The following is a 21,497-nucleotide window of genomic DNA, read 5'->3' as shown; positions in this document are numbered from 1 at the left end:
CGCGTGGGTGATTCGCTGTTGATCACCGATGTTCGCCCCTGGGGCGGCCCGCCGGTGGACCTGCTGATCGAGAACGGCACGGTGGCCGCGGTATCCGCGGCCACCGGTTCGCCGGCGCCTGCCGGTGAAATCGTCGACGGCGCAGGCCGGTTGATCCTGCCCGCCCTGTCGGATGTGCATCTGCATCTCGACTCGAGCAGGCTCGGACTGCCGTTCCGTGCCCAGACCGGGATGCCGGGACGGTGGGGCCGGATCATGAACGATCGCGAGCACTGGCGGTCGGCGGAACGTTCCGTGGCCGAACGCGCCTCGTTCACCCTCGCGGTGGCAGTGGCCAACGGGGCCACCAGGATTCGCAGTCACGCCCAGGTGGACGCCGATTCCGGGCTCACCAAGCTCGAAGGCGAACTCGCGGCGCGGGAACGCTACGACGACGTGTGCGACGTGGAGATCGTGGCGTTCCCGCAGGTCGGAATCCTGCTCGAACCCGGCGTCGTCGACCTCATGGACGCGGCACTGTCGGCCGGGGCCGACCTGGTCGGCGGGATGGATCCGTGCGAACTCGACCGCGATCCGGTGCGACATCTCGACGCGGTGTTCGGGCTGGCCGACAAGCATCAGGTCGGCGTCGACATCCACCTGCACGAAGCGGGTGAGCTGGGGCTGTTCACCCTGTCGCTGATCATCGAACGGGTGCGGGCGCTCGGGATGACCGGTCTGGCGACCATCTCCCATGCCCGGTGCCTGGCCGGTGGGCTGCCCGCTGTGCCTGCGGCGATCGAGCAGCTGGCGGAGCTCGACATCGCCCTCACCCACGCGGCGGGCGCGCAGGGTTGGGCGTTGCCGTTGCTCGACCTGGCCGCGGCCGGTGTGCGCGTCGGGGTCGGGATGGACGGTCAGCGGGACTACTGGTCGCCCTACGGCAACGGCGACATGCTCGACCGCGCCTGGCAACTCGCGTTCGTCAACGGGTTCAGATCCGACGAGCACGTGGAACACGCTCTCGCCGTGGCCAGTTGGGGTGGAGCGAGCGTGCTCGACCGCAGTCTGCGCCCGCTCGGCCGGAGCGAGCCGCATCCCGGTTTCGAGGTCGGTGATCCGGCCGAGTTCTTCCTGGTCGACGCGGCCAGCCCGACTTCGGCTGTGATGGACCGCCCGGCCGAGCGCACTGTAATCCATCGGGGGAGTGTCGTTTCCGTCGATACGGCACTGGACGGATTCGAGATTCCCGGTCGTTGGGGCAGGGGGAGGAGCTGAGATGCGGCGCGGTATTCGAGCACGCCATGTACTCGCGTCGGGGATCGTCGGTGGCCACGTGATGCTCACCGACGGTGAAGTGGTGGTGGAGGATTCGCGCATCGTCGCCGCCGGTCCGCGCGGTCTGGAGACCGTCGACGAGGTGATCGAGCTCGGGGACGCGATCTTGATGCCCGGGCTCATCGACCTCGACGCGCTCACCGACATCGACCACACGATCCTGGATTCGTGGCAGTCGCGCGAGCTCGGCCTCGGTCTGCAATGGTCGCGCGAGTACGCCACGCAGCGGCGGCGCGCGGTGTTCGACGCCGAGGAGCGGGCGTTCATCCGTGAGTACGGGTTCGTCCAGCTGCTGCTGCACGGGGTGACGACGGCGATGCCGATCGCGTCGGAGGTGCACAGCGATTGGGCGGAGACCTACGCCGACGCCGTGGCGATGGCCGAATCCGCACGGCGTCTCGGCCTGCGGGTGTACCTCGGGCCCGCGTACCGATCCGGGGTCAACGTGGTCGACGACGACGGCTCGCGGTCCATCTACTGGAACGAAGAACTCGGGCTCGACGGGTTCGAGGGTGCGGCGCGGTTCCTGGAGTGGGCCTCGGCGCAGGACACCGATCTGATCCACGGGACACTGCTCCCGTGCCGGATCGAGACGCTGTCCGAGGATCTGCTGCACCGGACCTCCGCGCTGGCCGCGGCGACCGGCGCGCTGGTCCGCCTGCACGCGCTCCAAGGGCTGCACGAACGCGCGTTCGTGATCGAGCGGTTCGGTATGTCACCGCTGGCCGTGCTCGAGCGGACCGGTCTCCTCGGGCCGAATCTGCTCATCCCCCACGGGATCTACATCGACTCGAACCCGCACGTGGACGCCGATACCGATGACGATCTCGGCACGCTCTCGGCGTCGGGAGCGTCGATCGTGCACTGCCCGCTCACCTCGGCCAGACACGGATCGGCGCTCGACAGCTTCGATCGGTACCGGGCAGCGGGCGTGCGCATCGCCCTCGGCACCGACTCTTTTCCGCCGGATCTGGTGCGCGGCATCGACATCGGCGTCACCCTGGCCAAGGTGCTGGCATCGCGGCTCGACGCGGCCACCTACGGCGACTACGTCTCGGCGGCGACGCTCGGCGGTGCCGAAGCGCTGCACCGACCGGACCTGGGCACGATCGCGGTGGGGGCGACCGCCGACCTGGTCGCCTTCCGCCTCGACGACCCGCGCGACGGCGTCCTCGACGATCCGGTCCGCACCCTGTGCATGAACAGCACCGGGCGCGCGGCGGATTTCTCCATGGTCGCCGGGCGGATCACGTTGCGCGACGGGGTAATTCCCGGCATCGACCTGCCTGCGATGACCCGGCGGGCGCAGTCACTGTTCGACCGGATGCGTGCGGCCTACACCGAGCGCGACTACCTACGCCGTCCCGCCGGCGAACTGTTCCCGGCGTCCTTTCCGGCCGAGCCGTCGATACCGCGCGGCGATCGCGTAGCTCCCGAGCACATGACCACACCCGGAGGGGGAGTGGTCAGCCCCGCGGGCGGACCCAGCCGCCGAACGCCTTCTCGAGAGTGAGGGCCGCGGCGATCGAGAGGTGATCGCGGTTGTGTCCCGCGACCACCTGTACCCCGAGTGGCAGACCGTGGGTGCCGCGGCCGAGCGGCACCTGGGTGACGGGCAGCCCGGCGAGGCTGAACGGTGCGACCGTGTTCGTGCGCCACAGGCGGCCGGTGGTGCGGCCGTGACGCGGCGCGACCGTGCTCAGGGTCGGATGCAGGAGCAAACCGTCACCGATGATCTCGGTGATCTCGGCGGCCGTGCGGTGTGCGGCGGCGGTGATGCGCCGGGCCACCCGGGTGGGTAGCCGGGCCGCGATCAGCTCGCCGAGCGCGAGGAGGCGGGTGGCGAGGGTGTGGTCGCCGCGCAGGGCGGTGAGTTGTCCGGGTGCGAGGATGTCGGCGCCCTCGCCGCGCATGATCTCGGCGAAGCTGATCCCGGTCTCCTCGGCCAGCACGATCGTGGCGAAGAGCCCGATCGTCCGCAGCGAACGCATCGGTACCCGGGTGACCTCGGCGCCTGCCTCGATGAGGGAGGCGGCGGCGCGGTCGCGCGCGGCCAGCACCTCACGGCCGAAGCCGGGGGCGAAGGTTCCGTCGAGCAGCACGACGGGCACACCTCGCATCGAGGTCGTCGCCGGATCGCCGAGGGTGGCCGCGCGGACCAGGGGATCGGTCCCGTCGGGGCCGGCCATGATCCGCAGCAGGGGCATGAGGTCGGCCGCACGGCGGGCGATGACCCCGTTGGAGCACAGGGCGGCCACACCGAACGGTGGTGGCCACGCGCCGGTGGTGGGGAGCAGGCCGGTCGACGGGCGGTGTCCGAAGACGCCGTTGCAGAAGGCGGGAACCCGGATCGAGCCGAGGGTATCGGTGGCCAGGCCGAGCGGGGAGCCGCCGCTGCCGACGGCGGCGCCCTCACCGCCCGAGGACCCGCCCGCCGTCCGTGCCCGGTCGTGCACGTTGCTGGTTCGCCCGTAGACCCGGTTCGTCGACTCGAGCCACATGCACCCCTCGGCGGTGTTGGTCAGCCCGAGCACGATCGCACCCGCGTCCAGAACTCGTTGCACCACGGTGGCATTCGCGGTGGGCCGCAGGTGCCGACGAGCCACGACGCCCGCAGTGTTGGGCAAGCCGGCAACCGCCAGGGATTCCTTGACGGTGATCGGGACGCCGAACAGCGGTGGCAGGTGCTCCGGCCCGGTCGCGAGGTGGGCGTCGGCGGCGTCGGCCTGTGCCCGCGCGGTGTCGTAGCAATCCACCACCACCGCGTTCGTGGCGGGGGCGAAACGTTCCAGCACAGCGATGTGGGCATCGATCACCGCGCGGACGCTGACCTCGCGGGCGCGAATGGACGCGGCCAGCGCGATCGCGGACTCGTCGGTGATCGTGGTGCCGTTCGGGCGGAGCATCATGCTCGTTACAGTATTACAGTCTCCGTAACGTCGTCGTGTGGCGAACTTCTGGAGGGCTCAGAACTCGTTGGCCACGCCGATCACGGTGCGCCCGGAGTGGGTGCCGTCCTTGATCGACTGCAGGACCGTGCCGACCTCGGTGATCGGCGTGAAGGACTCGATCGTCGACAGATGCTGGGGCCGAAGCTGCTTGCCCAGTGCGGTCCACAGAGCGCGGCGCTTCTCGATCGGAAGCTGCACCGAGTCGATGCCGAGCAGGCTGACGCCGCGCAGGATGAACGGGAGCACGGTGGTGGGAAGCTCGGCGCCGCCGGTGAGGCCGCTGGCCGCCACCGCCCCGCCGTAACCGATGGCGCTGAGGACGTGCGCCAGCGAGGCGCCGCCGACGCTGTCGACCGCCGACGCCCAGTTGGCCTTGTTGAGCGGGCGCGGCTTGGCGTCGGGGTCGAGGGGAAGCCGGCCGATCACCTCGTTGGCGCCGAGCTCGGCGAGCAGGTCGTTCGCGTCGGTCTTGCCGGTGGAAGCGATCACCTCGAAGCCGAGGCCGGACAGGATGTCGATGGCCACGGTGCCGACACCGCCGGTCGCGCCGGTGACCAGGACGGCGCCGTCGTCGGGGGTCAGGCCGTGGTCGAGCAGGGCCTGCACGCTCATGGCGGCGGTGAAACCCGCGGTCCCGATGGTGGCGGCGTCGCGGGTGTCGAGGCCGTCGAGCTTCACCACCCATTCGGCAGGCACCCTCGTGTACTCGGCGAAGCCGCCGTTGCGGGAAACACCCAGGTCGTAGCCATGGGCGATGACCTGGTCGCCGGGGGAGAAGTCATCGGTCTCCGAGGCGATCACCTCACCGGTGAGGTCGATGCCCGGCACGATCGGATAGTTGCGCACCACCCCACCGCGCGGCGTGATCGCCAGCAGATCTTTGTAGTTCGCGCTCGAGTAATGAACCTTGATCGTCACCTCGCCGCTACCGAGGAAGTCGTCTCCCACCGTTTCACGGGCAAGAACGATCCCACCATCGGACTCACGAGCCACCATCGCAGAGAACTCCATTGCCCGAGCATACGAGTTCGCGAGCCCGCGGGGGAGGACCCACGTCACGGTGGGAGGAGTTCCAGGCGGACGCCGAGGAGGCGGATCGGGCGGTCCAGGTCGAAGCGGTCGATGATCGCCAGGGCGGTGTCGGTGATGGTGGTGATGTCGTCGGTGGGGGTGGGGAGTTTTTGCTGTTTGCTGCGGGTATAGAAGGTTTTCGTGCGGACGGTGACCGAGACCCGGGTGCTGACGCGGTGGTGTTCGCGCATCTCCTCGGCGACCTCGGTGGCGATGCGGGCGACCTCGCGGCGGATTTCCCCTGGGTCGGTGAGGTCGTGCGGGAAGGTCTCGGATCTGCTGCGGCCCACGGGGATTCGCGGGGTGGTGGAGAGTTCGGTGTCACCCTTGCCCTGGCCGAGGACCCACAGGTAGGGGCCGGTGCTCGGGCCGAACTCGGCGGCCAGGCGCGCGCGGTCGGCGGACATGAGATCGGCGACCGTGGTGATGTGGAGGTCGGCCAGGCGGTGGGCGATGCGGGCACCGACGCCCCAGAGCGCGTCGGTGGGGCGGTGGCCCATGAGTTCGGTCCAGTTGGCGGCGGTGAGCTCGAAGATGCCGGTGGCGGCGCCGGGGTCGTGCTCGGGTTCGGCGGAGGTCTTGCCGGTGGACTTGGCGAAACCGGTGGCCAGCTTCGCGGTGAGCTTGTTGTCGCCGATGCCGACCGCGCACGTGAGGCCGAGTTCGATGATGGCGGTACGGATTTCGGCGGCCAGCTGCCACGGATCGCCGTCGGTGGCGACGAACGCCTCATCCATCCCCCAGACCTCGACCGCGCCGGCCACCCGGCCCAGCGTCGCCATGATCTCTTCGGAGGCCACCTCGTAGGCGGCCATGTCGACCGGCAGGAAAACACCCTCCGGACACTTGCGCTGCGCCATTCTCAACGCCATCCCCGCACGCACACCGTAGGCCCTCGCGGGATAAGAAGCGCAGGTCACGACCTTGCGTGGCTGCGCGGGATCACCCTCGCCGCCGACGATCACCGGCCGGCCGCGCAGCTCAGGGCGACGCCGGAATTCCACCGCCGCCTGGAACTGGTCGAGATCCACATGCAGGAGCCACCGGGGCACAGGTCCGTCTTACCGCATCGCACCGACACATCGACTCTTGCCACGCCAGCCGGACCGAACTAAATTCTGTATATGGAGATGCGAGATCGGTTGCTGCTGGCCGCGGAGCGGCAGTTCGCCGAACGCGGTGTCCTCGATGCCACCCTGAGCGATATCCGCGCCGCCGCCGATGCCAGCGTCGGCGCGCTGTACCACCACTTTCCGGACAAGTCCGACCTCTATCGACAGGTCTGGGTGGCCGCGCTCACCGACTACCAGCAACACTTCTGGAATGCCGTCGCCGACAGTCCCGACGCGCGCACCGGCGTCGAATCCGGGGTGCGTGCGCACCTGCGGTGGGTGCACGAATATCAATATCGCGCAACGGTTCTCATGGGCTCGCGGCCGCCCGGTGTCCGGGAGAGCGAGCGCAATGTGGAGTTCCTCACGGCCGTCCGGCGGTGGTGGCGCACGCACGCGGGATACGGCGCGGTGCGTGACCTGGAACTCGATCTCGTCTACGCGCTGTGGCTCGGTGCGGCACAGGAATACTCCCGCCAATGGCTTGGTGGCAATATCCGTACCGCGCCAACCGATGTCGCCCCCGAGCTCGCCGCCGCCGCGTGGGCGACACTGCGGGCCGACGGCACCGAATAGTCACCATGCAGGGCCACGCAACTCGAAGAACGGAACACCCGATGCCGACCGAAGCTTCCACCCTCGACCTCGACCTGGCGCGCCAGGTACTAGCCGCGCAGCCGTTCGCCCGTCTGGTCGGCACCGAGCTCACCGAATTCGGTGATGGCGCAGCCACTCTCATCATCGACATCCAGCCCGAACACGGCCAGCAGTTCGGCTTCGTGCACGGCGGGGTACTCGCCTACGCCGCCGACAACGCCCTCACCTTCGCCGCGGGCACCGTCCTGGGCCCCAACGTCCTCACCGGCGGCTTCACCATCACCTACCTGCGCCCCGCCCAGGGCGAGCGCCTGCGCGTGCACGCCACCGTCCTCGGCGCCACCCGCCGCCAGGCCGTCACTCACTGCGACGTGTACGCCGAGACCGAGGGCGAGGAACCTGTCCTCTGCGCGGTCGCCCAGGGCACCACCCGCCGCGTCGAGAAGGACCTCGCCCCCGCCACCGAGGAAGACGCGGACGGTTTCGACGACGACGACCTCGACGATGACCTCGACGACGACCTCGACGACCAGGACAACTACGACACCGACCAACTCGCCGTGGTCACCGTCGCAGGCCCGATGCTGCCGCCGACCGTCAGCCGCTAGCCGGACACGGCAACGGGCCGTACACAGCTGTGCACGGCCCGTTGACGGCGGGGATCAGGCGCTGACGGCGAAGGTCTTGCCGTCGGCGGCGGGTTCGGCGATCGGCTCGATCGCGTAGGCCAGGATGTCTGCCACGTCGGCGACGGGGCGGACGTTCAAAGCGGCCAGCACTTCCGCCGGGACTTCGTCCAGGTCCGGTTCGTTGCGGGCCGGGATGAAGACGGTCTTCAGGCCGGCTCGCTGGGCGGCGAGCAGCTTCTGCTTCACGCCGCCGATCGGCAGGACGCTGCCGTTCAGAGTGACCTCGCCGGTCATCCCGACATCGCCGCGAACCGGGCGACCGAGGGCCAGCGACACCAGGGCGGTGACCATGGTGACGCCTGCCGAAGGTCCGTCCTTGGGGACCGCACCCGCGGGGAAGTGGATGTGGATGTTGCGGTCGAGGACCTTCGGCTCGATACCGATCTCCTCCAGGTGCGAACGGACGTAGGTGAGCGCGATCTGAGCGGATTCCTTCATCACGTCACCGAGCTGGCCGGTGAGGGTGAGAGAACGCTCGCCCTCGGCGCCGTTGGCCTCGATGTAGAGGACATCGCCGCCCGCACCGGTCACCGCGAGGCCCGTCGCCACGCCCGGGACGGAGGTGCGCTCCATCGAGTCCGGGGTGAAGCGGGGACGCCCGAGGTAGTCGGTGAGGTTGTCGAGGTCGACCACCAGGCTCGTCACCTGACCGACCGGCTGCGGACCGGCGGCGATGTCGATGACGTTGTCGTAGCCGAGTCCGGGGTCGTACCCGAGCACCGCGCCCTCGCCCAGCGCGCCCTTGTCGACGAGCGGGGCATCCACGGCAGCGTCGCCGACGCTCGCGGCGTCGCCCGTCACCAGACGAGTCGCCGCCTTGCGCAGGGCTTTTGCCACCAGGCGCTCCATTTGACGCACACCCGCCTCCCGGGTGTAGTTCGCCGCGATCTCGCGCAAGGCCGCGTCGGTGATCGACACCTCTTCCGCGGTCAGCGCGTTGCGCTCGAGCTGGCGGGGAACCAGGAAGTCGCGCGCGATCGCCACCTTGTCGGCCTCGGTGTAGCCGTCGACGGTGATGAGCTCCATACGGTCCAGCAGGGGGCCGGGAATGGTGTCCATGACGTTGGCGGTCGCGATGAACAGGACATTCGACAGGTCCAGGTCCAGGTCCAGGTAGTGGTCGCGGAAGGTGTGGTTCTGCGCGGGGTCGAGGACCTCGAGCAGGGCCGCCGCCGGATCACCACGGAAGTCGGAGCCGACTTTGTCGATCTCGTCCAGCAGGACCACGGGATTCATCGAACCCGCCTCCTTCACCGCACGCACGATCCGGCCCGGCAGCGCGCCGACGTAGGTGCGACGGTGGCCACGGATCTCGGCCTCGTCGCGCACGCCGCCGAGGGCGACACGAACGAACTTGCGGCCCAGAGCCTTTGCGACCGATTCACCCAGCGAGGTCTTGCCGACACCGGGGGGACCCACCAGCACGAGCACCGCGCCGGACCCGCGTCCACCCACGACCTCGAGACCGCGCGCGGCCCGCCGCGTTCGCACCGCCAGGTACTCGACCATCCGGTCCTTCACCTCGTCGAGGCCGTGGTGATCGGCGTCGAGCACCGCACGAGCGGCCGAGACATCGGTGCTGTCCTCGGTTTTCACCGTCCACGGCAGATCGAGCACGGTGTCGAGCCAGGTACGGATCCAGCCCGATTCCGGGCTCTGGTCGCTGGCGCGCTCCAGCCGGCCGACCTCGCGCAGCGCCTCGGCGCGCACGTTCTCGGGCAGGTCCGCGTTCTCCACGCGGGTGCGGTAGTCGTCGGCGCCGTCGGGTTCGTCCTCACCGAGTTCCTTGCGGATGGCGTTGAGCTGCTGACGCAGCAGGAACTCGCGCTGACTCTTCTCCATGCCGTCGCGGACGTCCTCGGAGATCTTGTCGGTGACCTCCACCTCGGCGATGTGGTCCTTGATCCAGTCGATCTGCTTGGTCAGCCGCACCGCGACATCGGGGGTCTCGAGCAGTTCGCGCTTCTGGTCATCGGACAGGTACGGCGCGTAGCCCGCGGTGTCGGCGATGGCCTCTACGTCGTCGAGCTGGTTGACGATGTCGATGATCTGCCAGGCCTCACGCCGCTGCAGCACGGCGACGACCAGCTTCTTGTACTCGGCGGCGAGCTCGGTGGTCCGCTCGTCGGGCTCGACCGCCTCGACGAGTTCGGCCTCCACCCACAGCGCGGCGCCCGGCCCGGTGACGCCGTGCCCGATCCGGGCGCGGCGCTCGGCCTTCAGCACGGCCGCGGGCGCGCCGCCGCGCATCCGGCCGACCTGTTCGATGGTGGCGACGACGCCGTAGGACGCGTAGCCCTCGTCGAGGCGCGGCGCGACCAGCACCGAACCGGTTTTGGCCGCCTGGGCGGCGTCGATGGCGGCCTGCGCGGATTCGTCCAATTCGATGGGCACGACCATGCCCGGCAGCACGATCGGATCGGTCAGGAACAGCACCGGCAGGTTCTGAGCTGAAGTCATGTCGACCCTTCCAAAGTTGAGCTTTGCTGACTCAACATGGACCCCCGGCGGTTTGTTCCTGCAGGTGGCGCCGTTCACTCACGGCGAAAATAATCGGCCGAGATTCTTGTGCGGCCGATGTCGAGAACGCGTGGGTGGCTCCGTCCCAGGGGTACAACCCACACAGCACACGAACCGAGGAGAACATCATGGCCAAGTACCTGCTGCTCAAGCACTACCGTGGCGCTCCCGCGTCCGTCAACGACGTGCCGATGGATCAGTGGACGCCCGAGGAGGTGACCGCGCACGTGCGGTACATGCAGGATTTCGCGACACGGCTGCAATCGACCGGCGAGTACGTCGACAGTCAGGCGCTGACCACGCAGGGCACGTTCGTCCGCTCCGACGGCGAGGGGCGCCCGCCGGTCACCGACGGGCCGTTCGCGGAGACCAAGGACCTGATCGCCGGCTGGATGATCATCGACGTCGACACCTACGACCGGGCGCTCGAGCTGGCAGGGGAGCTGTCCGCGGCACCGGGGGCGGGCGGGAAGCCGGTGCAGGAGTGGCTCGAACTGCGGCCGTTCTACGCGGAATTGCCCACGGTGACCGAATGAACGAAGCGCTGGTGCGCGAACTCGTCCCCGCGGTGATCGGGATCCTCGTCCGCCGCGGGGCCGAGTTCGCCGCGGCCGAGGACGCGGTACAGGAAGCGCTGATCCGGGCGCTGGAAACCTGGCCCGACGATCCACCGCGCGATGCGAAAGGCTGGCTCGTCGCCGTCGCCTGGCGAAAATTCATCGACGCGACGCGCGCCGAAACGTCCAGGCGTGGGCGTGAATTCGCGGTCGACGCCGAGCCCGAAGCCGGCCCGGTGCCCGCCACGGACGACACGCTGTGGCTGTATTTCCTGTGCGCGCATCCCGCGTTGTCGCCGGGCTCGGCCGTCGCGCTGACCTTGCGTGCGGTCGGCGGCCTGACGACCCGGCAGATCGCGACGGCCTACCTGGTTCCGGAATCGACTATGGCGCAACGGATCAGCCGGGCCAAGAAGCGGATCACGGGCTTACCGCTCGACCGTCCCAGCGATCCGGCAACGGTGCTGCGGGTGCTCTACCTCGTCTTCAACGAGGGCTACAGCGGCGACATCGACCTGGCCGCCGAAGCCATCCGCCTCACCCGTCAGCTCGCCGCCTCGACCGGCGAACCCGAGGTCTCGGGGCTGCTCGCGCTGATGCTGCTGCACCACGCCCGCCGGGCGTCGCGCACCGAGGGCGGGCGCTTGATTCCGCTCGCCGAACAGGACCGATCCCGGTGGGACACACACCTTATCGCCGAGGGCGTGACGATCCTGCAAGCCGCGCTGGCCCGTGACCGCCTGGGCGAATACCAGGCCCAAGCCGCGATCGCGGCCCTGCACGCGGACGCGCCGAGCACCGCCGAAACGGACTGGATACAGATCGTGGAGTGGTACGACGAACTACTGCTTCTCACCGACAGCCCGGTGGTGCGCCTGAATCGCGCGGTCGCGGTCGGCGAGGCCGACGGCCCCCGAGCCGGCCTGGCCGCTCTCGCCGATCTCGACCCGGAACTACCGCGCCACAGCGCATCCCGGGCCTACCTCCTCGAACGGGCAGGCGAACTCGACGAGGCCGCGACCCTGTACGCCGCGGCGGCCCGCGCGGCCACCACAGTTCTCGAGCGCGACCATCTCACTCGCGAGGCGGCCCGGGTTCGGCAGTTACCGCGACCCTGAATCCGATTGCCGCGCGGCACCGAGGAAACCGGCCCGCAAAACAGCTCGGCCTCCCCCGGGTTGAGGACCGGGGGAGGCCGAGTTGTGGACAGGTGGCTTACAGGTTCGAGGAACGAATCCGCTCGGTCGGGGGATCGAACGGACGGCCCGAGGTGGAGCCCGAGCTCAGGAATCCGAGGACCGCGCCGCCGATGAGGAAGATGGCGGCGAGAATGCCCAGGATGATCGGCAGGGTCTTGCCGTACAGGTCGAGCTTGTCGAGGCTCTCCTGGGTGACGGCCATCTGGGCCTCGACGGTCTCTTCGTCGAAGACGAGGTGCGACTTCAGGATGTTGACGTCCACCTGCCCGGCGCTACGGCCGTAGTACATGTGGAGGTTCTCGCCACCCTTGAGAACCGCGCCGGTCCTCGGCTCCACCCACACGTCGCGGGTGTTGGTGTAGAAGCGCGTCATGGTGACCGGCTCGGTGCCCTCGAGGCCCCACTTGGCGGCGGGCAGGGCGAGCTGGTGGGACGGGTGCTTGACGACGTCCCACATGTTCGTCACCGGGATGGTCTGCCGGAAGTGGTAGACCGGCACGCCGTTGATCTCCGACTCCTCGATGAAATCGATGTCGTAGGTGGCGCGGGCGTTGAGGTCGAAGTACGGGTACGACTTCTTCTCGGTGCCGATCGGGAAGCGGTACTGCAGGCCGCGCCGCTGCGACTCGGTGGGGATCGCGGCGCCCGACTTGGGGTCTTGAGCCACGGCGATCGAACCGTTGGGCGAGGCGTCGATCGGCGCGCCGGTGACGCGGTCGATGGTGACGCGGTCGACCGAGGCGGTGAGCAGGCCGTCCTTGGGATCCTGGTCGTCGCGACGCAGGGTCTGGCCGGCCTGGACGGTCATCTCGTCGGCGTCGGAGGGCTCCTCGACAGTCAGGAAGCGCTGGGAAACGAGCGGCACATTGGTGTTCACCTTGGCAGCGCCCTCGGTCGCGGTGAGCGACTTCGCGTCCAGCACGAGGCTTTCCTCGCCGGGCACGCTCTTGGCGACCGTGGTGATGCGCAGGTCGAGCGGGGTCTTGGCGACCTTGCCGACCGTGTAGGTGGGAATCATGACCGCGGCCGCGAGCAGCAGCGCGCCGAGACCGACGAGGATGCAGGCGATGAGCCTGCGTACGTTGCTCATCGCGAGCCGTACTGCACGTTGCCGAGCAGCGACGAGCCCGGGTCACCGGACTCCTCGGGCGCGGGGATCGAATTCTGTTGCGCGCCCGCGGTGATGCCGAGTACGGCAATCACCCCGATGACCGCGCCGGCCAGGCCGCTGACCAGGCCGGGGACGACAAACTTCATAGATCGAACTCCAATTGCGTGGTGCGAGGACTCAGCCGACGGAGAAGAAACCGAGGGTCGGGGCGAACGAGCAGGTGCGGTCACCGTCGGCGGTGGCCGTGGTGAGCGAGCCGGTGATCACTGCCGCGACCCGGCCGGGACCGGTGTCGGCGATAGCGGTGAGAGTGGCCGGGCCGTCGGCGTTGATGCCCGCCTCGGTGGTGAGCGGCTGGGTACCGGTGCGACGGTTGTCGAGGTTGACCCACTGCACCGTCATCGGCGGATTCTGCACGACCGTGGCGGTCTTCGTGCCGAGCGCGGTGAAGACGAAGCCGGTCTGGCCCGCGGCCGGTCCGGGCGGCGGCAGCGTCGCCGGGCCGGGGACCGCCAGCGCGGTGCCGACGGAATCCGACGTCGGGCCGATGCAGCCCTTGCCGATGGTCGGGTAGAGGAACTGCGCGATGCGCGGACCGTCCGAAGGCGGCAATTCGGGACCGCCGCCGCCACTGCCGTCGAGGAAGGTGATGACCTTTTCGAGGGTGGCCTTGACCTGCGCCGGGATGCCGGGGGTGGCCAGCAGCACGCGCGCCTGGGCCAGGATCGCGGCCTGTCCGCCGTCGGCGATGGGGCCGGGGGCGGAGATCGCGCCTACGATCGTCGGAGCCAGCGCGGCGAGCGTCTCGGAGGGGACGTTCTCGGCGATGGCGGGGACGCTCGGCTGCGTCGCGGCGGACTGCGGGGCAGCCATCGTGGGCGTGGGTGCCACGAGTGCCGCACCCGCCGCTAGTACGAGGGCGGACAATGCGGTCCGCGATGCTCGGGTGCTCAGCACTGGTCGGCCGTCCTTTGTTCGGTGGATAGATGAAGCGACCCGGAAAGGTCAGTGTTATCCCGGGTTTCAGATACTTTGGAGAGGTGACTACAGCGGACAGGCGGTATGGGGGTCGTACGGTCGTCGCGCGAAAAGCCGAACGACGACTGCGATTCCTGGAAGCAGCGACGCAAATCTTCGCGGAACGTGGCTACGCCACGTGCTCGCTCGCCGAGGTGTGCGCGGCAGCCGGGCTGTCCAAGCGGCAGTTCTACGAGGAGTTCGAAACTCGTGAAGACGTGCTGGTAGCGGCCTACGACCGGATCCAGGACGACGCGGCGGCCGCGGTCGGCACCGCGCTGGTCGCGCTCGGCTCGACCGATCCGCAGCTCGCGTTGCGGGCCGGCTTCGGCGCGTACCTGGAGTCGCTCGGGTCCGACCCGTATCGCGCGCAGGTGGCGCTGATCGAGGTGGTCGGGGTGAGCGATCGGATGGAGACCCATCGCCGGACCCGCAGGCACGCCTGGTCCGCACTGATCGAGGGGGCGCTGGAGCGAGTGGGGGTGCGCCTGCGCGGCGACGCCGAGCTGACCACCGCGCTGATCACGGGCGCGGTCACCGGCGTGGCGCACGAATGGCTGCTGCGCGAGTCGCGTCCGCCCGTCGACGAGCTGGTCGATCTGCTCACCGGCGCGGCCCTGGCGCTGGTCACGTTCGACTGACATCAGGGCAGCCTTCGAGGCGGTGGCAACTCTGCTCACCTGCCGCCCGCTCAATCGACTCCCTTTCCCGACATTGTGAGACCGACTGGCTTCACAGTGTGGGCGAGAGTTTGACATATTAGTGACCCAGATCGCAACGGGAGAGTTTGCGAGACCGACGTTACCTGCGGGTATGGATTGACAGCGCAGCCCGTCAGCGGCGCGACACCGCGTTTCACGTAGAGGTTTGCTACTGGACGAACGACCGGGTGCACCTGAGCCGCGGGCATCGCGGGCTATCCGGTAGCAACCTGTTCCAGTTCGGTCGGAGCGCATCGTCAGCCCTTCCGCAGGGTGCCGGCGATGGTGCCGCCGAGGACACCCGGGGTTCGATAGGCCAGCGTGCCGTCGGGTTGCAGAGTGACCGTCGAGGTAGCCCCCTCGTCGAAGCATCCGCTACCAGCGGTGAGTCTGGCCCGGAAGGTGAGGCGCTGCGCGGTGGCCTCGGTGAGGGTTTCCGCACGGCCACAGCGGTCGCGGGACACGGCGCCGGTGTTGGCCGAGGTCGCGAGTTCCTGACCGACCGCACCCGCGGCGATGGTGAGTTCGATGTCGAACTGGACCGGGCCGTCGGCGGCACGGCCCTTCCAGGTGCCGACGAACTCGGCCGGGACGGAGGCCGCGCCCGATCCGGTGGCAGTCGAGCTGGGTGCGGTCTCGGTCGAGCTGGGGGCGGTCTCGGTCGAGCTCGAAGCGACGGAGGTCGAGGCGGCGGTGGTACTCGATCCGGTACCGCCGGTGGACCCGGCATTCAGTTGGGTCCCGATCAGATAGGCGCCACCCGCCACCGCCACCGCCACCATCGCGGACGCGGCGATCAGCAGAGTCCGGGTTCGTCGCGACGCGGTGGCACGTGCCGGCGCGGGCGGCGGGCGACCGGTGAACGTGTCGGCGGAATTGTGCGCGACCACAAAGGGCGGCGGGGTGAATTCGCCGGGGTGTCCATAGGGAGTCGGCGGCGATCCGCTGGTGACGGTCGGTCCGTGCGGTCTCGAGGAGCCGGTCGGAGAGACCTGCGCCGGGTTCGCGGCCGGCAGGTTCGGTACCGAGGTGCCGGTCGACCAGCCTGGTGCGGAAATCGCGGCGGCATCGAGCTGCGATGCGCCGGGTGGGTCGGCAGGATCGAAATCCAGGTCGAGCAGCCGGACGGCGCTGGTACTGATGTGCGCGACGACTTGTGGCGGCAGCCAACCGGTTCGTTCGGCAGTGCCGATGTGGGCCAGTTCCGAAAGGACTTGTTCCGGGGTCGGTCTGGCAGCGGGGTCTTTGGCCAAGCAGGACGAGACGAGCGGTCGCAGGGCGGAAGGAAGAGCCTCGAGACGGGGTTCCTCGTACACGATGCGCCAGAGCATCTGCATCACCTCGGCCGTGCCGAAGGGGCCGTGACCCGCGGCGGCGAAGGTGAGGACGCCGCCGAGGGCGAAGACATCGCAGGCGGGACTGAGGGTTTCGCCGCTCACCTGCTCGGGGCACATGAAACCCGGTGAGCCGAGGAACTTTCCGGTGGTGGTGAGGGCGGAATCCGCGATCACCCTGGCAATGCCGAAATCGATCACCTTGGGGCCGTCGATCGCGAGCATCACGTTCGAGGGCTTCAGGTCGCGGTGCACGATGCCTGCCGCGTGCACCGCCACGAGCGCTTCGGCGAGCCCGTGTGCCAACGCCAGCAGCGTGGGCTCGGCGAACGGCCCGAACTGGGTTACCGCGTCGGTCAACGAGATCCCGGCGACATAGCCGGTGGCCAGCCACGGCGCCCGCGCATCGACATCGGCGTCGAGCACCGGCGCGGTGTAGGCGCCGCCGACGCGCTGAGCCGCCGCGACCTCACGACGGAATCTCGCACGGAACTCCGCATCGATCAGATCCGGGCGGATCACCTTCACGGCGACCGTGCGCCCGCCCGGATTCCGGCCCAGATACACCTTGCCCATGCCCCCGGCACCCAGCACGCCCAGCAGTCGGTAGTCGCCGATCCGCCGAGGATCGTTCGGGTCGAGCGGTTGCATCGCGGGTGGTTCCTTCGGATCAGGGGCGCGTCAGGCGAGCTGGGCTCGGGTCTCGGCCAGCAGTTCCGACAGCATCGGCTTGGCGGCGTGGTCGTCGGCCAATTCCGCGACGGCCTCGGTGAGGATCTTCTCGGCTTCGGTGGGGCGGTTCAGCTCGATGAGGAGTACGGCGCGCTCGTAGTCGGAACGGATGGCCTGGTCGCCTGCCTCGATGGCGCGGAAGCCCGCCGCGGCGGCGTCTGCGCGCGGAAGGGCCTCGTCGGGGCGCTGCGCGCGACGCAGGATCCGGGCGGCGTTGTGGTTGTGCCGGGCTGTGTGCCAGGTGAGCAGTTCAGTGTCCGGGTGGGCGGTGGCGAGCGTCGCGATCGCTTCGTCGGAGGCCGTGACGGCCGTGATCGCGGCGGCGGAGTCGCCGGTCCAGTGCAGCGACAGCGCGGCGCTGTAGCGGCAGTAGGCGACGCGCACCGGATCACCGAATCTCTCGGCGACCTCGGCGGCCAGCGCGTAGCGTTCGGCGGCCTCGGCATCGCGATCGAGCACGTCGAGCAGATCGGCGGTCTCGACGAGGGCATGGGATTCGCCGCCGAGATTGCCGGTGGCACGGTCGAATTCGATGATCTCGTCGAGGACGGTGAGTGCCTGTTCGTCCTCATCCAGCCGGCGATGCAGATCGACCAGCAGAAAGCGGCAGGTCCTGGCCTGCTCGACGGCCCCGGCGCGCTCCAGCCCGGCGATCGCCTCTTCGGCCTGGTCGGCGGCGTCGAGCAACTGGCCGACGGCGCGGTAGGCGACAGCCAGATCCCAGTGCACGTACGGCACCTGCGAACTACCTGCCGCGATACCGACCGCGATGGCGGTCAACAGCTCGCTGACTGCCTCCTCGTGCCTGTTCAGGTGGATGAGCAGGGCACCGCGCCGGGCGTGCACGATGAGGCGCACGCTGTCGGGGAAGTCGGCGTCGACCAGCCGAACCGCCTCATCGATCATCTCCAGCGCCGCGGTCGAATCGCCCGCGTCGAGGTGAATTCCGGAAAGGTACTGGGCCACATCGGCTACCCGCCACGCCTGACCGGTCCGGCGATACGCCGCGACGGCTTCCTGTCCCGCCGCTGCCGCGTCGGCGAGTTCAGCATTGTTCTGGTGCAAATACATTCGGTGCCGGGCGACATCACCGAGCAGGATGTCCTCGCCCGCCTCGGCGGCGTCGGCCGCGGCCCGGTCGAGCAACGCCGGTAGCTCGGCGGCATCGTCCTCGGACAGCTCGCCGCGATCGAACAGTGCGAACATGCCGCCGGAAAGCCTCAGCGTCGCAGCCGCTCTCGTCTGCGGTTCCGGCGAATTCCCCAGGTGCGACAGGGAATCGCGCAGCAGGTTGACAGCTTCCGCCACGTCGCCGTGCCTACTGAGGAGCAGCCCGAGCCGGCCCAGGTCGGATTGACGGCGATCCTGCTCGCCTGTCGCGGCGAATAACTCTGCCGCCCGGCGTAACAGCGATTCGGCATGATCGTGATCGGTCGTCCGCAAGGCCGCGCCGGCCAGCACGGAGGCGCGCCGCCCGGCCAGACTCGGATCGCCCGGCTCCGGCTCGGCCGCCAACCGCTCTGCCAGGGCCAATATCTCGGCGTGCGCGTACTGTGTGGTCGCCTGCTCCGCGCGTTCGATCAGTTCGAGGGTGGTGAGCTCGGGGATCTCGACCGCCGCGGCCGCCGGACCCCGCTCGACCGGTACCCGGTGCGCGGCGGCCGCGGACAGCGGCAGGTAGTCGACGATCGGCCGGCTCGCCAGCTTCTGGTGGACCGATGCCGTCTGGTGGTCGGTGCCGTTGCGGTGATCGAAGCGGGCGGCGATGGCCAGTGCCTCGTCGGTGAGCTCCACCAGCATCGCGCGCGCGGTGGATTCGGCGGCGGGGCGATCGGCGGCGGCCGGGCGGCGGAGCAACGTATCACCGTTGCCCGCATCGACGAGGGTGCGCAGGAGCAGCGCCGCGCAGGTCAGGAAGGCGAGCGCGTCCTTCGGGCTCGGCGCGCGATCGAGCCAGGAGAAATGGCGGTCGAGCAGTTCCAGGCCGCGCACCTGATTGCCCGACAGCGCGCAGAACTCGAGGTGGTCGCCGATCGCGGCGAGGTCCTGCGGCTTGGTGCGCAGCAGGCGGTAGGAGCGGCGGTGCGCGCTGCGCGCCTCGTCGAGCTGACCGGTGCGCAGGTAGGGCAGCAGCAGTTCGGTCAGGATGAGCTGCGGTTGCTCGGAACAGCCGAGTTCACCAGCGAGGACCGGAGCGGCCAGCTCGACGGCTTCGATGTCGCGGCCCTGGCTCGCCAGCCAGGCGACCCGGTTGGTGGGGTCACAGCCTTCACAATCGGAGTTCTCGTCACGAGGTGTGGTGCACCACCTTTCGTACCACTCGGCGGCCGCGTCGAGATCGCCGATGTGAACCGCCACCCGATGCCGACGGCCGTACACCGCGTTCAGGCTCTGACCCTCGACCCGATAGCGCCGTTCCATCTGATCGAGAGCGGCCAGCGCCCGATCCATCGGTACCTCGGGGAATTTCGTCATCGCGCCCACCGCGGTCTTGAACTTCCATCGCAGCGACGGCGCCACCCACGACTCGTGGGCGCCGGGGTCGCGATCGTATTCGGCCAGGCAGCGGGCGAACGGGACGAACAATTTGGCCGGGCTCATCCCGTGGCCGTACGCGTCGACCATCGCCATGCGCACGTGGAACGCGAGCTCGGTGTGCGCGCCCGCCTCCGCGTGCCGCAGCACCTGTTCCAGCAGTGCGTCTTTAGCGTCACCGTAGGGCATGTCGTAGGCCTGGAACAGCAGCCGTTGCAGGTCGTCGGGGGTGTTGGCGTCGGACATCAGAGCTCTCCCCGGGGATCGTGAACCGCCCAGTCGAGCAACCCGACGAATGATTTGTTCAGCAGCGCGGTGTCGACCGGCCGCATCGGGTGCTGGCCCAGCAGCAGCGCCTGACTGTAGAGCGCCTCGACCGCCGTGGTGACCAAACGGGCGTCGGCGAGCCCGGTGATGCGGCGTACCAGCGGATTCCGGTAGTTGAGCACGAGCTGCGGACGGTCGCCCGCCTGGTCGGTATCGAAGGCGCCCAGAACATCGGCCCACAGTTCGTCGGCGACCTCGCGGGTGGCGCGCAGTTCGGCGCGATGCTGGGCATCGCGGTCGAGCAGATACAGCGCGGCCAGCGACGGCGGATCGAAAGTGCGCAGTACCACTTCACATTCGAGGCGGTCGAGCACCCGCTGGGCGGTGGTCAGGAAGGGCCGAAGCGCCAGCTCGGTCGCCGGATCGACGAGGTCGAAATGGGTGGCCAGTTCGGCGGGATCCAAACGGCGCACCCGGATCTCGGGATCGATCGCGGGCAAGCGCTCGAGAATATCGGTGATGTAGGAGTAGCCGCCGTTCACCAGGCCGATGCCCGCGGCGCTCGCCACCGCGGCGAGCTGGCGGAACTCCTCCACCGACGGGGTGTAGCGGACCTCGCCGAAACGGCGGCGGAATTCGGCGAGCGGGATCTGGCCCGCGTTGGTCTCCACCGGCAACCAGCGGTCGACCAGACGCAACATGTCGTCGTCGTGCAGGGCGAGGGCCTTCACGCCGAGATCGTGAATACGCAGGAACCGGTGCAGCGCGGACGGGTCGGAGGTGGACAGTTCCACCAGCCAGTCCCTGATCCGGCCGCCGAGCGCCTCCCTCGTGCTCTCCAGCAGGTCGTCCTCGTAGAGGGCTTCGCGGCTCGCGGTGGGGCGCAGCTCGGTGGTGTCGACCACGCAGCGGACGAAGAAGGCCCAGTCGGGCAGCAGGCCGGTGACGCTCTCCGCCAGCAGCATTCGCTTCAGATACACGCGGTGTCCGACCTTCGCCGCCGGGTTGACCGGCTGCGGAAGCACGAAAGCCACACCGCTGACACCGGATTCGGCGCACGCGAGATCGAAGGTGGCGAACGGGGTGAAACCGAAGGTGTCCTCCGCGTACGCGGCGAGCGCGTTCGTGCGGTCCGAAGGGGTGGGGTGGGTTGCGCGCCACGGGACTTCGGGCTCGGTGATCGGCTGACCGTCGACGGTGACCTCGAACGGCAGCAGGCTACCGAACAGCCGCGCCAGCTCGACGACGGTCGTCGGGGTGAGCCACTGCTCGGCGCCGCGGCGGGGCGCGAGGATCACGGTGGTGCCGGGTTCGTCGCGTTCCAGCGCGGCGGGCTCGACGCGGTAGCGGCCGTCGGCGAAACCGGTCCAGCGCACGGTCGGGCCGCCGCGCGCGGACCGGGTGAGAACCTCGGCCTCGTCCGCGACCAGGAAGCACGACAGCAGGCCGATGCCGAACTGGCCGAGGAACTCGTGCCGGGCGAAGCCGAGGTCGTCGCGCTTGCCGCTGCGGCCGATCGTGGCGAGGAAGGTGTGCACCTCGGCCTCGGTCAGGCCGACACCGCTGTCATGGACACGGATGGTGCCGTCACCGGTGCTCCCGGGCGTCTCGATCCTCACCTGCGCGCGAGCCTGTGGGTCGAGGGCGTGGCGGGCGGTGATGGCGTCGACCGCGTTCTGCAGCAACTCGCGGACGTAGACCCGTGGACTGCCGTACAGGTGATGGCTGAGCAGGTCGACGATGCCCCGCAAGTCGACCTGGAATACCTGCTCCACCGGGGTTCCCTC

The 21,497-nt window shown here is 69.3% G+C and carries 16 protein-coding genes and 1 pseudogene; 7 read left to right on the top strand and 10 right to left on the bottom strand.

Going from position 1 to position 21,497, the window contains the following annotated elements:
• Positions 1-3 precede the first annotated feature (3 nt).
• Together ACFTS5_RS23925 and ACFTS5_RS23920 are read left to right on the top strand one after the other, a co-directional pair.
• Complete coding sequence (locus tag ACFTS5_RS23925; protein ID WP_378634772.1) at positions 4-1,257, top strand: amidohydrolase family protein; 1,254 nt, start codon at positions 4-6, stop codon at positions 1,255-1,257.
• 1 nt (position 1,258) lies between these two features.
• Positions 1,259-2,830: a chlorohydrolase family protein gene (locus tag ACFTS5_RS23920; protein WP_378634769.1), complete on the top strand. Its 1,572-nt coding sequence runs from the start codon at positions 1,259-1,261 to the stop codon at positions 2,828-2,830.
• Here the strand turns inward: ACFTS5_RS23920 and ACFTS5_RS23915 are convergent.
• From ACFTS5_RS23915 to ACFTS5_RS23905, 3 genes are read right to left on the bottom strand one after another with little or no spacing between them, the layout of a single operon-like run.
• Positions 2,784-4,226 carry an amidase gene (locus ACFTS5_RS23915; protein ID WP_378634767.1) on the bottom strand — a complete coding sequence of 481 codons (1,443 nt, stop codon included), beginning with the start codon at positions 4,224-4,226 and terminating at the stop codon, positions 2,784-2,786. The genes ACFTS5_RS23920 and ACFTS5_RS23915 overlap by 47 nt on opposite strands.
• A 57-nt stretch (positions 4,227-4,283) precedes the next feature.
• Entirely contained in the window at positions 4,284-5,279 is a 996-nt protein-coding gene (locus ACFTS5_RS23910; protein ID WP_378634764.1) for an acryloyl-CoA reductase, read from the bottom strand.
• Positions 5,280-5,323: 44 nt separating this feature from the next.
• Positions 5,324-6,391, bottom strand: coding sequence for a DNA polymerase IV (locus tag ACFTS5_RS23905; RefSeq protein WP_378634761.1), 1,068 nt, complete (start codon positions 6,389-6,391; stop codon positions 5,324-5,326).
• 72 nt (positions 6,392-6,463) lie between these two features.
• On the opposite strand from ACFTS5_RS23905, the gene ACFTS5_RS23900 reads away from it, so the two are divergent.
• Entirely contained in the window at positions 6,464-7,027 is a 564-nt protein-coding gene (locus ACFTS5_RS23900) for a TetR/AcrR family transcriptional regulator (protein WP_378634759.1), read from the top strand.
• Positions 7,028-7,068: 41 nt separating this feature from the next.
• Positions 7,069-7,476 (top strand): annotated as a pseudogene (locus ACFTS5_RS23895) (PaaI family thioesterase); the annotation flags it as partial.
• Positions 7,477-7,710: 234 nt separating this feature from the next.
• Here ACFTS5_RS23895 and lon read toward each other — a convergent pair.
• Positions 7,711-10,197: an endopeptidase La gene (gene lon / locus ACFTS5_RS23890; RefSeq protein WP_378634756.1), complete on the bottom strand. Its 2,487-nt coding sequence runs from the start codon at positions 10,195-10,197 to the stop codon at positions 7,711-7,713.
• Between the two features lie 188 nt (positions 10,198-10,385).
• Here lon and ACFTS5_RS23885 point away from each other — a divergent pair, with 188 nt between their 5' ends.
• Together ACFTS5_RS23885 and ACFTS5_RS23880 are read left to right on the top strand one after the other, a co-directional pair.
• On the top strand, positions 10,386-10,793 hold the full coding sequence (locus ACFTS5_RS23885) for a YciI family protein (protein ID WP_378634754.1): 408 nt from the start codon (positions 10,386-10,388) through the stop codon (positions 10,791-10,793).
• Positions 10,790-11,932, top strand: a complete 1,143-nt coding sequence (locus ACFTS5_RS23880) for an RNA polymerase sigma factor (RefSeq protein WP_378634751.1) — start codon at positions 10,790-10,792, stop codon at positions 11,930-11,932. The genes ACFTS5_RS23885 and ACFTS5_RS23880 overlap by 4 nt, the downstream gene beginning before the upstream one ends.
• 97 nt (positions 11,933-12,029) lie before the next feature.
• On the opposite strand, the gene ACFTS5_RS23875 is transcribed toward ACFTS5_RS23880, so the two are convergent.
• From ACFTS5_RS23875 to ACFTS5_RS23865, 3 genes are read right to left on the bottom strand one after another with little or no spacing between them, the layout of a single operon-like run.
• Positions 12,030-13,103, bottom strand: coding sequence for a DUF3068 domain-containing protein (locus ACFTS5_RS23875; RefSeq protein WP_378634749.1), 1,074 nt, complete (start codon positions 13,101-13,103; stop codon positions 12,030-12,032).
• Positions 13,100-13,270: a DUF2613 domain-containing protein gene (locus tag ACFTS5_RS23870; RefSeq protein ID WP_082844323.1), complete on the bottom strand. Its 171-nt coding sequence runs from the start codon at positions 13,268-13,270 to the stop codon at positions 13,100-13,102. Before ACFTS5_RS23870 ends, ACFTS5_RS23875 begins: the two co-directional genes overlap by 4 nt.
• Positions 13,271-13,301: 31 nt before the next feature.
• Positions 13,302-14,081: a hypothetical protein gene (locus ACFTS5_RS23865; protein ID WP_378634746.1), complete on the bottom strand. Its 780-nt coding sequence runs from the start codon at positions 14,079-14,081 to the stop codon at positions 13,302-13,304.
• A gap of 83 nt (positions 14,082-14,164) precedes the next feature.
• Here ACFTS5_RS23865 and ACFTS5_RS23860 point away from each other — a divergent pair, with 83 nt between their 5' ends.
• Complete coding sequence (locus ACFTS5_RS23860; RefSeq protein ID WP_378634743.1) at positions 14,165-14,782, top strand: TetR/AcrR family transcriptional regulator; 618 nt, start codon at positions 14,165-14,167, stop codon at positions 14,780-14,782.
• Positions 14,783-15,099: 317 nt separating this feature from the next.
• Here ACFTS5_RS23860 and ACFTS5_RS23855 read toward each other — a convergent pair whose 3' ends face one another.
• The 3 genes from ACFTS5_RS23855 to ACFTS5_RS23845 are packed head-to-tail and all read right to left on the bottom strand — an operon-like array spanning position 15,100 to position 21,485.
• On the bottom strand, positions 15,100-16,827 hold the full coding sequence (locus ACFTS5_RS23855; protein ID WP_378634740.1) for a protein kinase: 1,728 nt from the start codon (positions 16,825-16,827) through the stop codon (positions 15,100-15,102).
• A 30-nt stretch (positions 16,828-16,857) separates the two neighbouring features.
• Positions 16,858-19,689 (bottom strand): hypothetical protein, encoded by a 2,832-nt coding sequence (locus ACFTS5_RS23850; protein ID WP_378634738.1) that lies wholly within the window; start codon positions 19,687-19,689, stop codon positions 16,858-16,860.
• The gene (locus ACFTS5_RS23845; RefSeq protein ID WP_378634735.1) at positions 19,689-21,485 is read right to left on the bottom strand and encodes an HSP90 family protein; all 1,797 of its coding nucleotides are present in this window, start codon (positions 21,483-21,485) and stop codon (positions 19,689-19,691) included. The genes ACFTS5_RS23850 and ACFTS5_RS23845 overlap by 1 nt, the downstream gene beginning before the upstream one ends.
• Between the last annotated feature and the right edge of the window lie 12 nt (positions 21,486-21,497).

It is taken from the genome of Nocardia sp. NPDC056952, from assembly GCF_042674185.1.
GTDB lineage: Bacteria > Actinomycetota > Actinomycetes > Mycobacteriales > Mycobacteriaceae > Nocardia.
The sequence above is the reverse complement of the archived record's forward strand: the minus strand, read 5'-3'. Positions and strand labels throughout refer to the sequence as shown.

What these genes read in the sequence shown, in the direction of transcription:
- ACFTS5_RS23855 (WP_378634740.1), bottom strand. Translation starts at nt 16,827, where the DNA reads ATGCAACCGCTCGACCCGAACGATCCTCGGCGGATCGGCGACTACCGA.
- ACFTS5_RS23885 (WP_378634754.1), top strand. Translation starts at nt 10,386, where the DNA reads ATGGCCAAGTACCTGCTGCTCAAGCACTACCGTGGCGCTCCCGCGTCC.
- ACFTS5_RS23900 (WP_378634759.1), top strand. Translation starts at nt 6,464, where the DNA reads ATGGAGATGCGAGATCGGTTGCTGCTGGCCGCGGAGCGGCAGTTCGCC.
- ACFTS5_RS23850 (WP_378634738.1), bottom strand. Translation starts at nt 19,689, where the DNA reads ATGTCCGACGCCAACACCCCCGACGACCTGCAACGGCTGCTGTTCCAG.
- lon (WP_378634756.1), bottom strand. Translation starts at nt 10,197, where the DNA reads ATGACTTCAGCTCAGAACCTGCCGGTGCTGTTCCTGACCGATCCGATC.
- ACFTS5_RS23870 (WP_082844323.1), bottom strand. Translation starts at nt 13,270, where the DNA reads ATGAAGTTTGTCGTCCCCGGCCTGGTCAGCGGCCTGGCCGGCGCGGTC.
- ACFTS5_RS23915 (WP_378634767.1), bottom strand. Translation starts at nt 4,226, where the DNA reads ATGATGCTCCGCCCGAACGGCACCACGATCACCGACGAGTCCGCGATC.
- ACFTS5_RS23875 (WP_378634749.1), bottom strand. Translation starts at nt 13,103, where the DNA reads ATGAGCAACGTACGCAGGCTCATCGCCTGCATCCTCGTCGGTCTCGGC.
- ACFTS5_RS23880 (WP_378634751.1), top strand. Translation starts at nt 10,790, where the DNA reads ATGAACGAAGCGCTGGTGCGCGAACTCGTCCCCGCGGTGATCGGGATC.
- ACFTS5_RS23910 (WP_378634764.1), bottom strand. Translation starts at nt 5,279, where the DNA reads ATGGAGTTCTCTGCGATGGTGGCTCGTGAGTCCGATGGTGGGATCGTT.
- ACFTS5_RS23920 (WP_378634769.1), top strand. Translation starts at nt 1,259, where the DNA reads ATGCGGCGCGGTATTCGAGCACGCCATGTACTCGCGTCGGGGATCGTC.